This window comes from Leclercia sp. LTM14 (genome assembly GCF_023736175.1).
In the GTDB taxonomy this organism is placed as follows: domain Bacteria; phylum Pseudomonadota; class Gammaproteobacteria; order Enterobacterales; family Enterobacteriaceae; genus Enterobacter; species Enterobacter barmai.
This window is the reverse complement of record NZ_JAIKTT010000001.1, coordinates 883833-897275: the sequence shown is the minus strand read 5'-3', so window position 1 is coordinate 897275 and position 13443 is coordinate 883833. Positions and strand designations below refer to the sequence as shown.

Below are 13443 nucleotides of genomic sequence, written 5' to 3'. Positions count from 1 at the left end.
AGAATAGCTAAAGGATGTCGCCCGGGAGCGCCCTGGCGGGGCTTTCCTTCAGGAATGCAGGCGAACATCACAGAATTTTTGACGTGAGGAAGAGATGCAAATAGTTAAACGCAGCGCAACTGCGCTATTTTTGGCGGTTTTGTCTTTTGCCGCCGCCGCGCACCCTCACAGTTTTATCACTCTGAAAACGCAGATTATGGTGAAAGACGAGCAGATAACCGGCCTTAAAATGCGCTGGGTGATGGACGAATTAACATCAGCAGACCTGCTGTATGACGCCGGAAACGCAAAGCCGGGGGATGAGATCTGGAAAAAGCTGGCGGCGGAGGTGATGGCCAACGTGCTCGGCCAGCACTACTTTACCGAGTTCTGGCATAACGGGGAGAAGGTGAAATTCCTTAACCGACCCACCCAATACGGTATGAGCCGCGTCGATCATCAGGCGGTGCTGACCTTTATTCTGCCCCTGGCGGAGCCTCAGCCGCTGGCCGGACAAAAGTACAGTTTCTCGACCTTCGATCCCTCTTACTACGTCGACATGAGCTACGCGGAGGATAGCGACGTGACCCTGCCTGACGGGCTGCAAAGCCAGTGCGCGCTCAACGTTAACACCCCCGAGCCCAGCGATGAGACGCTCAACTTTGCCAGCTCGCTGGATAAAGACGACGCCCCGCCGGAGGATATGGATCTCGGTAAACAGTTTGCCCAGACGGTGACGCTGCAATGTCAGTAATGCGTATGCGTCGCGGATGGCATCTCTGGCCGCTGGCGCTGTTCCTCGTTCTGTCTGTGGCGGGCGCCGTGTGGCTGTGGCAGGCGTGGCCGCAGGTGATGCGCCAGAGCATTCTCTGGCAGCGGGATGTTAACCAGCAGATGAGCGGTTTGCTGAAAGCGGTGGCAGAAAATCCCACGGCGGCGGGCGGTTCGCTGCTGATCTTCAGCTTCCTTTATGGCGTGCTGCACGCGCTGGGGCCGGGGCACGGCAAAATCGTCATTACCACCTGGCTGGCGACCCATCCCTCAAAACTGAAATCGAGCATCGGCCTAACCCTGGCCTCTTCTTTATTACAGGGCGGCGTGGCGATCGGCCTGGTGGTGGGGGTATTGCTGCTCCTGCAGCTTCCGGCCCGGGATCTGCATATGAGCAGCTTCTGGCTGGAGAAGGGCAGCTACGCGTTGGTGGGCGTTTTGGGGCTGATGCTCTGCTGGCGGGCGCTGAAAAAACTGCGCGCGCTGCTGCGTAAACCCACCTTCAAAGCCTTTACCCCGCACCACGTTCACGACGCCAGTTGCGGCTGCGGGCATCAGCATCTGCCCACGCCAACGCAGATCCAGCGCGCTGACGACTGGCGGGCGCGGCTGATGATTATTCTGTCGATGGGCATGCGACCCTGTTCCGGGGCCATTATGGTGCTGCTGTTCAGTAAGGTGATCGGCGTGTTCAGCTGGGGCGTGGCCTCGGCGCTGGCGATGGCGGCGGGAACGGGGCTGACTATCTCGTCCCTGGCGTTGCTGGTGCACGGTTTTCGTCAGCTGGCGGTCAGGCTCAGCGGCAATAAAACGCCGGTACTGTGGCGACAGATAGGCTGGACGACGCTGGCATTAGCGGGAGGCGTGGTACTGCTGGTGGCGGCGGTAACGATGTGGGTCAGTGCGGTGCCGGTGGGCAGGGGGCTAAGGCCGTTTTAACAATGCCGGGCGGGTTTTGTAGGCCCGGTAAGCGTTAGCGCCACCGGGCAAAACCAACCAGATTAGCGCTTCAGCGCTTCACTCAGTTCGTCACGCATGTTCGCCAGCATAGCTTTCACCACACGTGGGTTACCTGCAACGATGTTGCCGGAGAGCATGTAGTTGTGGCCACCGGTGAAATCACAAACCAGCGCGCCAGCTTCACGGGCGATCAGTTCGCCAGCAGCGAAGTCCCATGGCTTCAGGCCGATTTCAAAGTAACCATCCACGCGGCCAGCGGCAACGTAGGCCAGATCCAGCGCGGCAGAGCCGGTGCGGCGGAAGTCAGCACACTCGGTGAACAGTTTGCCCAGAATTTTCATGTAGGCAGGGGCGTGCTGTTTGGCTTTGAACGGGAAGCCGGTCGCCAGGATGGTGCCATCCAGATCGCGAGCGTTGGTGCCGCGCAGACGGTAGCCGTTCAGCTGTGCGCCCTGACCGCGGGTCGCGGTGAACAGTTCGTTACGCATTGGATCGTAAACCACCGCCACTTCAGTACGGCCTTTGATGCGTACGGCGATAGAGACAGAGAAGTGGGGCAGACGTTTAACGAAGTTGGTGGTGCCATCCAGTGGATCAATAACCCATTGAACATCCTGATCTTCGCCTGCGTGCTCACCGCTTTCTTCGGTGATGATGGTGTGCTGCGGGTAAGATTTGCGAATGGTTTCGATAATCATCGCTTCTGCGGCTTTATCGACGTTGGTCACAAAGTCATTGCTGCCTTTCTGGCTGGTTTCTACGGAATCTGGTGTTTCGTAGTGCTTGGCAATTACATTACCCGCCTTGCGCGCTGCGCGCACGGCGATGGTCAACATTGGATGTTGCATCGGTTACTCTCACTGGATGTTAAAGAACGGGGAAACGAAAACGGCGCAGAGTATAGCAGCGGGATCGGAATATGTCTTCCGTTTATGATAACATCACCGAATATTCTCCAGACTCAGAAAAATTATGCTGCAAAATATCCGAATCGTGCTGGTCGAAACATCGCATACCGGCAACATGGGCTCCGTAGCCCGCGCTATGAAAACCATGGGCTTAACTAACCTCTGGCTGGTTAACCCGCTGGTCAAACCCGACTCTCAGGCTATCGCCCTCGCGGCAGGCGCCAGCGACGTGATCGGCAATGCCCAGATCGTCGACACCCTGGATGAAGCCTTAGCGGGTTGCAGCCTGGTGGTGGGCACCAGCGCGCGTTCGCGCACGCTGCCATGGCCGATGCTCGATCCGCGCGAGTGCGGGCTGAAAAGCATCAGCGAAGGCCAACATGCGCCGGTTGCGCTGGTGTTTGGCCGCGAGCGTGTGGGGCTGACCAACGAAGAGCTGCAGAAGTGCCACTATCACGTCGCCATTGCCGCCAACCCGGAGTACAGCTCGCTGAACCTGGCGATGGCCGTACAGGTGATCGCTTATGAAGTGCGCATGGCCTGGCTGGCAACCCAGGAAAAAGAGGTTGCGGTCGAGCATGAAGAGACGCCGTACCCGCTGGTGGACGATCTGGAGCGTTTCTACGGTCATCTGGAGCAGACCCTGCTCGCCACCGGGTTCATCCGCGCCGGTCATCCGGGGCAGGTGATGAACCGCCTGCGTCGCCTCTTTACCCGCGCCCGCCCGGAAAGCCAGGAGCTGAACATCCTGCGCGGTATTCTGGCGTCGATTGAGCAGAAGAATAAAGAGTAGTGCTGGTGCCGGGTGGCGCTGCGCTTACCCGGCCTGGAAAACCCGTAGGCTCGCGCAAGCGAAGCGCCGCCGGGCAAAAACCAATGAGCGCACAGAAGGTTAAATACCTGACTAAAACAGTCAAGTAAATAGTTGACCATTTTAGTCAGGAATGTCAGACTTGGCCCTGCTATGCAATACCCCCACTTTACAATAAAAAACCCCGGGCAGGGGCGAGTTTGAGGTTAAGTAAGACATGAGACTGACATCTAAAGGGCGTTATGCCGTGACCGCGATGCTGGACGTTGCGCTCAACTCCGAAGCGGGCCCGGTTCCATTGGCTGATATTTCTGAACGTCAGGGGATCTCCCTCTCTTATCTGGAACAGCTTTTCTCCCGACTGCGTAAGAATGGCCTGGTTTCCAGCGTTCGCGGTCCTGGCGGTGGTTATCTGTTAGGTAAAGACGCGGGCAGTATTGCCGTTGGCGAAGTGATTAGCGCAGTTGACGAATCCGTCGACGCGACCCGTTGCCAGGGTAAAGGCGGCTGTCAGGGCGGCGACAAGTGTCTGACTCACGCGCTGTGGCGCGATCTGAGCGACCGTCTGACCGGCTTCCTGAACAACATCACCCTTGGTGAGCTGGTGAATAACCAGGAAGTGCTGGACGTATCTGGTCGTCAGCATAGCCATGATTCACAACGCAGCACCCGCGCGCAAGACGCTATCGACGTTAAGCTGCGCGCCTAATTTACCCGTCCTGTTTCGGGGCGCTGCTGCGTTGGCTGCGCTTGTTCATCCCAGTCACTTACTGATGTAAGCTCCCGGGATTCACAAGCTTGTCGCCTTGCTGCACCGCAAAACAGTTAGGGTAAAACTATAAAGATTTTCAGAATCAGGCCGGGGTGGAAGCACCCCGTGTACTCGGTCGTACATCCAGCCGGTTGCCTGATTCCTTGCATTGAAGCGATGTACGGAGTTTATAGAGCAATGAAATTACCGATCTATCTCGATTACTCCGCAACCACGCCGGTGGACCCGCGTGTTGCCGAGAAAATGATGCAGTGTCTCACCCTGGACGGAAACTTTGGTAACCCGGCTTCCCGTTCACACCGTTTTGGCTGGCATGCTGAAGAGGCGGTAGATATCGCCCGTAATCAGATTGCCGAGCTGGTTGGTGCCGATCCGCGTGAAATTGTTTTCACCTCAGGCGCAACCGAATCCGATAACCTGGCGATCAAAGGTGCTGCTAATTTCTATCAGAAAAAAGGCAAGCACATCATCACCAGCAAAACCGAACACAAAGCCGTGCTGGACACCTGCCGTCAGCTCGAGCGTGAAGGGTTTGAAGTGACCTACCTCGCGCCACAGCGCAACGGTATCATCGACCTGAAAGAGCTCGAAGCGGCAATGCGTGACGACACCATTCTGGTCTCCATCATGCACGTGAACAACGAAATCGGCGTGGTGCAGGATATCGCGACTATCGGCGAAATGTGCCGTGCGCGCGGCATCATCTATCACGTTGATGCGACCCAGAGCGTGGGCAAACTGCCTATCGACCTGAGCCAGCTGAAAGTGGATCTGATGTCCTTCTCCGGCCACAAAATCTATGGCCCGAAAGGTATCGGTGCACTGTACGTGCGTCGTAAGCCACGTATCCGTATCGAATCCCAGATGCACGGCGGCGGTCACGAGCGCGGCATGCGTTCCGGTACGCTGCCTGTTCACCAGATCGTTGGCATGGGTGAAGCTTACCGTATCGCCAAAGAAGAGATGGAAACCGAGATGGCGCGCCTGCGTACGCTGCGCAACCGTCTGTGGGAAGGCGTGAAAGATATGGAAGAAGTGTATCTGAACGGCGATCTCGAGCAGGGCGCACCGAACATCCTCAACGTCAGCTTCAACTATGTTGAAGGCGAGTCGCTGATCATGGCGCTGAAAGACCTGGCCGTCTCTTCCGGTTCTGCGTGTACTTCCGCAAGCCTGGAGCCGTCCTACGTACTGCGTGCGCTGGGCATGACCGACGAACTGGCACACAGCTCTATCCGCTTCTCTTTAGGTCGTTTCACTACCGATGAAGAGATTGACTACACCATCAATCTGGTTCGCAACTCCATTGGCCGTCTGCGTGACCTTTCTCCACTGTGGGAAATGTTCAAAGAAGGCGTGGATCTGAACAGCATTGAATGGTCACATCACTAATCGGTTTGTAAGGAGAATTCAGCATGGCATACAGCGAAAAAGTTATCGATCATTACGAGAATCCACGTAACGTAGGTTCTTTCGACAACAGCGACGACAGCGTGGGCAGCGGCATGGTGGGTGCACCAGCCTGTGGCGACGTGATGAAGTTGCAGATTAAAGTCAACAATGAAGGTATCATTGAAGACGCGCGCTTCAAGACTTACGGTTGCGGTTCCGCAATCGCGTCCAGCTCCCTGGTCACCGAGTGGGTGAAGGGCAAGTCTCTGGACGAAGCGCAGGCGATTAAAAATACCGATATTGCTGATGAGCTCGAACTGCCGCCGGTAAAAATTCACTGCTCTATCCTGGCGGAAGATGCGATCAAAGCCGCAATCGCGGATTACAAAAGCAAACGTGACGCAAAATAATTAGTTGAGGTTGTTATGTCGATTACCCTTAGCGACAGCGCTGCCGCGCGAGTAAGCTCCTTTCTGGCAAACCGTGGCAAAGGCTTTGGCCTGCGACTGGGTGTACGCACCTCCGGCTGTTCCGGTATGGCGTATGTACTGGAATTTGTTGACGAACCTGCGGCGGAAGATACCGTGTTCGAAGACAAAGGCGTGAAGGTAGTGGTCGATGGTAAAAGCCTGCAGTTTCTGAACGGCACTCAGCTGGACTTTGTAAAAGAAGGCCTCAACGAAGGGTTTAAGTTTACTAACCCGAACGTGAAAGACGAGTGCGGCTGCGGCGAAAGCTTCCACGTATAATTGCGCATCACCTGTTAACCCCACCGCAGCCAGGCTGTGTGTGGGGTTTGCTTTAATCAGCTAACCCTGAGATTGTTATGGATTACTTCACCCTCTTTGGGTTACCAGCCGGGTATGAAATTGATACTCAGGCGCTGGCGGCCCGTTTCCAGGATCTGCAACGTCAGTATCACCCGGATAAATTCGCCAGCGGCACGCAGGCGGAGCAACTGGCGGCGGTGCAGCACTCTGCGACCATCAATCAGGCGTGGCAAACCCTGCGCAACCCGCTGAGCCGGGCAGAATATCTGCTCTCGCGTCACGGGTTTGACCTCTCCAGTGAGCAACACACCGTCCGCGACACCGCGTTCCTGATGGAACAGCTGGAGCTTCGCGAAGAGCTGGATGAGATCGAACACGCCAAAGACGAAGCCCGCCTTGAGCGCTTTATCAAGCGTGTAAAAGGGATGTTCGATACCCGCCATCAGCAGATGGTTGACCAACTGAATAACGAGACGTGGGACGTGGCGGCGGACAGTGTACGCAAGCTGCGTTTTCTCGATAAACTGCGAAGCAGCGCTGAACAACTCGAAGAAAAGCTGCTCGATTTTTAATTTCGGAAGCGATTATGGCCTTATTACAAATTAGTGAGCCGGGCTTAAGTGCCGCACCGCACCAGCGTCGTCTGGCGGTAGGTATCGACTTAGGCACCACCAACTCGCTGGTGGCGACCGTGCGCAGCGGCCAGGCTGAAACGCTGGCGGATGCGCAGGGTCAGCACCTGCTGCCTTCTGTGGTCCACTATCAGTCCCAGGGCCACAGCGTGGGCTATGATGCCCGCACCAACGCCGCTCAGGATCCAGCCAACACCATCAGCTCTGTAAAACGGATGATGGGCCGCTCGCTGGCGGATATCCAGAGCCGTTACCCGCATCTGCCGTATCAGCTGCAGGCCAGTGAGAACGGTCTGCCGATGATCGCCACCCGTGCCGGTCTGTTGAACCCGATCCGCGTCTCTGCCGATATCCTCAAGGCGCTGGCCGCTCGCGCGACCGCGACGCTGGAAGGCGAACTCGACGGCGTGGTGATCACCGTTCCGGCCTATTTCGATGACGCCCAGCGTCAGGGTACCAAAGACGCCGCGCGTCTGGCAGGCCTGCACGTGCTGCGCCTGCTCAACGAACCGACCGCTGCGGCGATTGCCTACGGCCTCGACTCCGGTCAGGAAGGGGTAATCGCGGTCTTCGACCTTGGCGGCGGGACCTTTGATATTTCCATTCTGCGCCTGAGCCGCGGGGTGTTTGAAGTGCTGGCCACCGGCGGCGATTCTGCCCTCGGCGGCGACGACTTCGACCACCTGCTGGCGGATCACCTCTGTGAGCGGGCGGGGATCGTCGATCGCAGCGATGCGCGTCTGCAACGTCAGTTGCTGGATGCCGCCACTGCCGCCAAAATCGCCCTCAGCGATGCCACCTCGGTCACCGTTGAGGTGGCGGGCTGGAAAGGCGACATCAGCCGCGAGCAGTTCAATGAACTGATTGCCCCGCTGGTGAAACGCACCCTGCTGGCCTGCCGCCGCGCGCTGAAAGATGCGGGCGTTGAGGCAGAAGAGGTGCAGGACGTGGTGATGGTGGGCGGTTCAACCCGCGTTCCGCTGGTGCGTGAGCGTGTGGGCGAGTTCTTTGGCCGCACGCCATTAACCTCCATCGACCCGGATAAAGTGGTTGCCATTGGTGCCGCTATCCAGGCCGATATCCTGGTCGGCAACAAGCCGGACAGCGAAATGCTGCTGCTGGACGTCATCCCGCTGTCGCTTGGTTTAGAAACCATGGGCGGCCTGGTGGAGAAAGTGATCCCGCGTAACACCACCATTCCGGTGGCGCGCGCGCAGGAGTTCACCACCTTTAAGGACGGCCAGACCGCGATGTCCATCCACGTGCTGCAGGGCGAGCGCGAGCTGGTTCAGGACTGCCGCTCGCTGGCGCGCTTCGCGCTGCGCGGCATTCCGGCGCTGCCTGCGGGCGGGGCGCATATCCGCGTGACCTTCCAGGTGGACGCGGACGGCCTGCTGAGCGTCACGGCGATGGAAAAATCGACCGGTGTCGAATCCTCCATTCAGGTGAAACCGTCCTACGGTCTGACCGATGGTGAAATCGCCACCATGATTCAGGACTCAATGAGTTTTGCTGCGCAGGATGTCTCGGCGCGTATGCTGGCCGAGCAGAAAGTCGAAGCCGCACGCGTGCTGGAAAGCCTGAACAGCGCACTCACTGCTGATGCCGCGCTGCTAAGCGCCGCTGAACGTCAGGCCATTGACGACGCCGTCGCACAACTGATTGCGGTAGCCGAAGGCGATGACGCTGACGCCATAGAACAAGCGATTAAAAACGTTGATAAACAAACCCAGGAGTTCGCCGCTCGTCGTATGGACCAGTCTGTCCGTACCGCGCTGAAAGGCCACTCCGTGGACGAGGTTTAATATGCCAAAGATTGTTTTTCTGCCACATGCGGACCTCTGTCCGGATGGCGCAGTTCTGGAAGCTGAGACCGGCGAAACCATCCTTAACGTTGCCCTGCGTAACGGTATTGAAGTGGAACACGCCTGTGAAAAATCCTGTGCCTGCACAACCTGTCACTGCATCGTCCGCGAGGGCTTTGACTCCCTGGCGGAGAGCACGGAAGATGAAGACGACATGCTGGATAAAGCATGGGGTCTGGAGCCGGAAAGCCGCCTGAGCTGTCAGGCACGCGTCACCGATGAAGATCTGGTGGTCGAACTTCCGCGTTATACGCTTAACCACGCACGCGAGCATTAATATGGGACTGAAGTGGACAGACAGCCGTGAAATCGGCGAGGCGCTGTACGACGCCAACCCGGATCTCGATCCGAAGACCGTACGCTTCACCGATATGCATCAGTGGATTTGCGATCTGGAAGAGTTTGACGACGATCCCAACGCATCCAATGAAAAAATTCTGGAGGCGATTCTGTTAGTCTGGCTGGACGAAGCAGAATAAAAACGTAACGGGCTGCCTTCAGGCGGCCCGTTTGCTTGTTGCTAATAAGGAAAAATAAAATGACCGAAGCGATGAAGATTACGCTCTCTACTCAGCCTGCCGATGCGCGCTGGGGTGAAAAAGCCACTTACAGCATTAATAACGACGGCATTACCCTGCACCTGAACGGCAGCGACGATACAGGTTTGATCCAGCGCGCGGCGCGCAAAATTGACGGTCTGGGCATCAAACATGTGTTACTGGACGGTGAAGGCTGGGACACCGATCGCAGCTGGGCCTTCTGGGCGGGCTACAAAGGGCCGAAAGGCAGCCGTAAAATCGAGTGGGCAAACCTCGATGAAGCGGGTAAGCGCGAGCTGGAAAGCCGCCTGAAGATTATCGACTGGGTGCGCGATACTATCAACGCCCCGGCGGAAGAGCTGGGTCCGGAGCAGCTGGCGCAGCGCGCGGTGGATCTGCTGTGCGGCGTGGCGGGCGACAACATGTCTTACCGCATCACCAAGGGCGAAGATCTGCGCGAGCAGAACTACATGGGCATCCACACCGTGGGCCGCGGCTCTGAGCGTCCTCCTGTGCTGCTGGCGCTGGACTACAACCCAACCGGTGATAAAACGGCCCCTGTGTTCGCCTGCCTGGTCGGGAAGGGCATCACCTTTGACACCGGTGGCTACAGCCTGAAGCAGAGCGCGTTCATGGACTCCATGAAGTCGGACATGGGCGGCGCAGCCACCATCACCGGGGCGCTGGCATTTGCTATCACCCGCGGCCTGAACAAACGCGTGAAGCTTTACCTGTGCTGCGCTGACAACATGGTCAGCGGTAACGCCTTTAAGCTCGGCGACATCATTCGCTACCGCAACGGCAAGAACGTCGAAGTGATGAACACCGACGCCGAAGGCCGTCTGGTGCTGGCGGATGGCCTGATCGATGCCTCAGCCCAGAAACCAGAGCTGATCATCGACATGGCGACCCTGACCGGTGCAGCAAAAACCGCCCTGGGTAACGACTACCACGCGCTGTTCAGCTTCGACGATAAGCTGGCAAACCGCCTGCTGGCGAGCGCCGCCGCCGAGAACGAACCTTTCTGGCGTCTGCCGCTGGCCGAGTTCCACCGCAGCCAGCTGCCGTCGAACTTTGCCGAGCTGAACAACACCGCCAGCGCGGCCTACCCGGCAGGGGCGAGCACCGCCGCCGGTTTCCTGTCGCACTTCGTTGAGAACTACCGCGAAGGCTGGCTGCACATCGACTGCTCCGCAACCTACCGTAAAGCCGCGGTTGAGCAGTGGTCCGCAGGCGCTACCGGTCTGGGTGTGCGTACCATTGCGAACCTGCTGACAGCAGAGTAATGGTCTTGCCGGGTGGCGCTGCGCTTACCCGGCCTACAAGACCGTAGGCCCGTGCAAGCGCAGCGCCGCCGGGCGATTTACAAGTAGTGAGTTTATGTCAGAAACCAAAAACGAATTAGAAACCCTGCTGGAGAAAGCGGCCACCGAGCCTGCCCATCGTCCGGCATTTTTCCGCACCCTTCTGGAGTCCACCGTCTGGGTGCCGGGTACAGCGGCGGAAGGCGAGCAGGTTGTAGAGGACAGCGCGCTGGATCTGCTGCACTGGGAAAAAGATGACGGCACCTCGGTGATCCCGTTCTTCTCCTCCCTTGAAGCCTTACAGCAAGCCGTTGAGGATGAGCAGGCGTTCGTGGTGATGCCGGTGCGCACCCTGTTTGAGATGACGCTGGGCGAAACCCTGTTTCTCAACGCCAAACTGCCGACCGGGAAAGAGTTCACCCCGCGCGAAATCAGCCATCTGATTGGCGATGAGGGCAACCCGCTCAGCACTCAGAAGGTGCTGGAGGGCGGTGAATCGCTGCTGCTGTCTGAAGTGGCCGAGCCACCGGCGCAGATGATTGACTCCCTGACCCAGCTTTTCAAAACCCTCAAACCGGTGAAACGGGCGTTTCTCTGCTCCATCAAAGAGCAGGCCGACGAACAGCCCATCCTGCTGATTGGTATTGAGGCGGATGGCGAGATTGAAGAGATCATTCAGGCTACGGGCAGCGTGGCGACCGACACCCTGCCAGGCGACGAGCCGATCGATATCTGCCGGGTAGTGAAAGGGGAGGAGGGCATCAGCCACTTCATCACCGAGCACATCACCCCGTTCTATGAACGCCGCTGGGGTGGTTTCCTGCGCGATTTCAAAAACAACCGCATTATCTGAACCCGTACGGGGTGAACGCTCACCCCGTTGCTTCCAGCAGCAGTAAATCCATCAGCAGCACCAGATTCGACTCAAACGACGTCACCCCTGCGGCTTCGGCGGCGAAATGCACCGCTTCGTCGTACAGCGCAAAATGCAGATCCGCCATCCCCGCCAGGGTGTTTGCCGACGCGCGGGTAAAGGCCACCACCGTCATCCCCACGTTCTGCGCGATCCGCGCCTTATCCAGCACCTGTTCCGTCTCACCGCTGCGCGAAACCGCGATGAAAACCTGATAACGCGAGGCATTGCTGAGGAAGATATTGCGGCTGTCGCCGGGGCCGGAGATAAACGCCGTCTTGCCCAGCACCTGCAATTTTTTGGTCAGGTACTCGGCGAAAAGATAGGAGAAGCCCGCGCCGTAGAGGAAAAAGCTCTCTTTTTCCCGCAGCAGCTCGGCAAAGTGGCGGCGCTTTTCCGCCGTCGCCCACTGAAAGGTTTGCTGATAGTTGGCGATAAACTGACTAAACAGCGCGGGCAGTTCCGCAGGCTGGCGGGTTTCGGCGGTGATGTGCGGGGTATCGCTCAGCAGCTGCTTGCAGTGCCAGGTGAACTCGCTAAAACCGCTGAACCCCAGCTTGCGGCACAGGCGCATAATGGTGGCGGTGGAGACAAAGGTCGCCTGCGCCAGCTCCCGCACCGTGATATGGCCCACCAGCAGCGGATGCTCGGTCAGATGGGCCAGCACGCGATACTCTGCGCGGGTCAGTGACTCCCCGCGCGATAGCAGTGTCGCCAGTCGGTTATCCATTATTACGCCGGTTCAACCGGCAGATCGTCCCGGGCGCCCCATTCACTCCACGCGCCGTCATAGAGCGTGACGTCGGTTTTGCCGAGGGTGGCCAGCGCCAGGATCACCACGCAGGCGGTCACGCCGGATCCGCAGCTGGCAACGATCGGCTGATGCAGATCCACCCCCTGACGGGTGAAAATCTCGCGTAGCTCGTCGGTAGTTTTCAGCTCGCCCTCAAACACCAGATCGCCCCAGGCACGTTATACGCGCCGGGGATATGGCCGCGCTTCAGGCCCGGACGCGGTTCGTCAGCCTCGGCGTTAAAACGTGGGGCTGGGCGGGCATCAACAATTTGCGCGGTCTTTTCGTGGCTGGCCAGCAGCACGTCGGTCACACGCTTGATGGCCCCGGCATCGAAGGTGGCTTCAAAATCGCCGTCCGGCAGGGAGACATCGCCCTGCTGGAGCGGCAGCTCTGCCCGCTGCCAGCCCGCAAGACCCCCCGCCAGAATCGACACTTTTTCCACGCCAAAGGTTTTCAGCATCCACCAGGCACGCGGTGCGGAGAAGAGATTCCCTTCATCGTAAATCACCAGGTGCTTATCGTGGCTGACGCCCAATTCGCGCATGGCCACCGCAAAGGCTTCCGGGCGCGGCATCATGTGCGGCAGGGGAGAGGTGTGATCGGAGAGGGCTTCGATATCAAAAAATACCGCCCCCGGCAGATGCCCGGCGCGGTATTCCGCGGGTACGTCGCGATGCTCCTGTCCCGGCGGCGCCATGCGCGCGTCGAGGATCTGGACTTCAGGGTCATCACTGTGCTCAATCAGCCACTCGGCTGCGACAAAATATGAGGTGGACATGGTTGCCTCCATAAATGAATCCATTAATGGATTGTCGGTGTTTTTTCTGACACCGACAAGCGAACCACGTTCAACTCGCGAGCAAGGCCCTGTTATTTACTGCCATTCCAGGTTGGACCCATCGGAACTCTGGGAATGGGAACGTTGACTGGCATCCTTGACGTAGCTCCCTGCAAAACGGTTTGAGTCGTCGCAGTTATTGCGCCTGCGGCCATACCGGGAAATCCCATAGGCACCCCCCACATCATGCCCC

General features: G+C 58.2%; 15 protein-coding genes and 1 pseudogene. 13 read left to right on the top strand and 3 right to left on the bottom strand.

The genetic code is table 11. From position 1 onward, the window contains the following. Positions 1-94: 94 nt before the first annotated feature. Together K5I40_RS04195 and K5I40_RS04190 are read left to right on the top strand one after the other, a co-directional pair. Complete coding sequence (locus K5I40_RS04195; RefSeq protein ID WP_223073648.1) at positions 95-733, top strand: DUF1007 family protein; 639 nt, start codon at positions 95-97, stop codon at positions 731-733. Beyond that, entirely contained in the window at positions 724-1689 is a 966-nt protein-coding gene (locus K5I40_RS04190) for a nickel/cobalt transporter (protein ID WP_223073649.1), read from the top strand. Before K5I40_RS04195 ends, K5I40_RS04190 begins: the two co-directional genes overlap by 10 nt. 62 nt (positions 1690-1751) lie before the next feature. On the opposite strand, the gene suhB is transcribed toward K5I40_RS04190, so the two are convergent. Further along, positions 1752-2558, bottom strand: a complete 807-nt coding sequence (gene suhB / locus K5I40_RS04185) for an inositol-1-monophosphatase (RefSeq protein ID WP_138369752.1) — start codon at positions 2556-2558, stop codon at positions 1752-1754. A gap of 124 nt (positions 2559-2682) precedes the next feature. Between suhB and trmJ the strand changes: the two genes are divergently transcribed. The 11 genes from trmJ to sseB all read left to right on the top strand — a co-directional run bounded on the left by trmJ (position 2683) and on the right by sseB (position 11556). After that, positions 2683-3411, top strand: coding sequence for a tRNA (cytosine(32)/uridine(32)-2'-O)-methyltransferase TrmJ (gene trmJ, locus K5I40_RS04180; RefSeq protein WP_039029733.1), 729 nt, complete (start codon positions 2683-2685; stop codon positions 3409-3411). Positions 3412-3646: 235 nt separating this feature from the next. After that, positions 3647-4138, top strand: coding sequence for a Fe-S cluster assembly transcriptional regulator IscR (gene iscR, locus K5I40_RS04175; protein ID WP_008502158.1), 492 nt, complete (start codon positions 3647-3649; stop codon positions 4136-4138). Between the two features lie 240 nt (positions 4139-4378). Beyond that, positions 4379-5593 carry a cysteine desulfurase gene (gene iscS, locus K5I40_RS04170; RefSeq protein ID WP_039029732.1) on the top strand — a complete coding sequence of 405 codons (1215 nt, stop codon included), beginning with the start codon at positions 4379-4381 and terminating at the stop codon, positions 5591-5593. A gap of 23 nt (positions 5594-5616) precedes the next feature. After that, on the top strand, positions 5617-6003 hold the full coding sequence (gene iscU / locus K5I40_RS04165; RefSeq protein WP_032613127.1) for a Fe-S cluster assembly scaffold IscU: 387 nt from the start codon (positions 5617-5619) through the stop codon (positions 6001-6003). A 15-nt stretch (positions 6004-6018) separates the two neighbouring features. Further along, entirely contained in the window at positions 6019-6342 is a 324-nt protein-coding gene (iscA, locus tag K5I40_RS04160) for an iron-sulfur cluster assembly protein IscA (protein ID WP_039029731.1), read from the top strand. 77 nt (positions 6343-6419) lie between these two features. Continuing rightward, positions 6420-6935 carry a co-chaperone HscB gene (gene hscB / locus K5I40_RS04155; RefSeq protein WP_138369753.1) on the top strand — a complete coding sequence of 172 codons (516 nt, stop codon included), beginning with the start codon at positions 6420-6422 and terminating at the stop codon, positions 6933-6935. Between the two features lie 14 nt (positions 6936-6949). Continuing rightward, positions 6950-8800, top strand: a complete 1851-nt coding sequence (gene hscA / locus K5I40_RS04150; RefSeq protein ID WP_223073650.1) for a Fe-S protein assembly chaperone HscA — start codon at positions 6950-6952, stop codon at positions 8798-8800. A gap of 1 nt (position 8801) precedes the next feature. After that, positions 8802-9137 carry an ISC system 2Fe-2S type ferredoxin gene (fdx, locus tag K5I40_RS04145; RefSeq protein ID WP_039029728.1) on the top strand — a complete coding sequence of 112 codons (336 nt, stop codon included), beginning with the start codon at positions 8802-8804 and terminating at the stop codon, positions 9135-9137. 1 nt (position 9138) lies between these two features. Continuing rightward, positions 9139-9339: a Fe-S cluster assembly protein IscX gene (gene iscX / locus K5I40_RS04140; protein WP_032613119.1), complete on the top strand. Its 201-nt coding sequence runs from the start codon at positions 9139-9141 to the stop codon at positions 9337-9339. 59 nt (positions 9340-9398) lie between these two features. After that, the gene (gene pepB, locus K5I40_RS04135) at positions 9399-10685 is read left to right on the top strand and encodes an aminopeptidase PepB (RefSeq protein WP_039029727.1); all 1287 of its coding nucleotides are present in this window, start codon (positions 9399-9401) and stop codon (positions 10683-10685) included. A gap of 94 nt (positions 10686-10779) precedes the next feature. Then, positions 10780-11556 (top strand): enhanced serine sensitivity protein SseB, encoded by a 777-nt coding sequence (gene sseB / locus K5I40_RS04130; protein ID WP_223073651.1) that lies wholly within the window; start codon positions 10780-10782, stop codon positions 11554-11556. A 19-nt stretch (positions 11557-11575) separates the two neighbouring features. Here the strand turns inward: sseB and K5I40_RS04125 are convergent, their stop codons facing one another. Together K5I40_RS04125 and sseA are read right to left on the bottom strand one after the other, a co-directional pair. Beyond that, entirely contained in the window at positions 11576-12346 is a 771-nt protein-coding gene (locus tag K5I40_RS04125; protein WP_223073652.1) for a MurR/RpiR family transcriptional regulator, read from the bottom strand. Between the two features lie 2 nt (positions 12347-12348). Then, positions 12349-13190, bottom strand: a pseudogene (gene sseA / locus K5I40_RS04120) (3-mercaptopyruvate sulfurtransferase). Between the last annotated feature and the right edge of the window lie 253 nt (positions 13191-13443).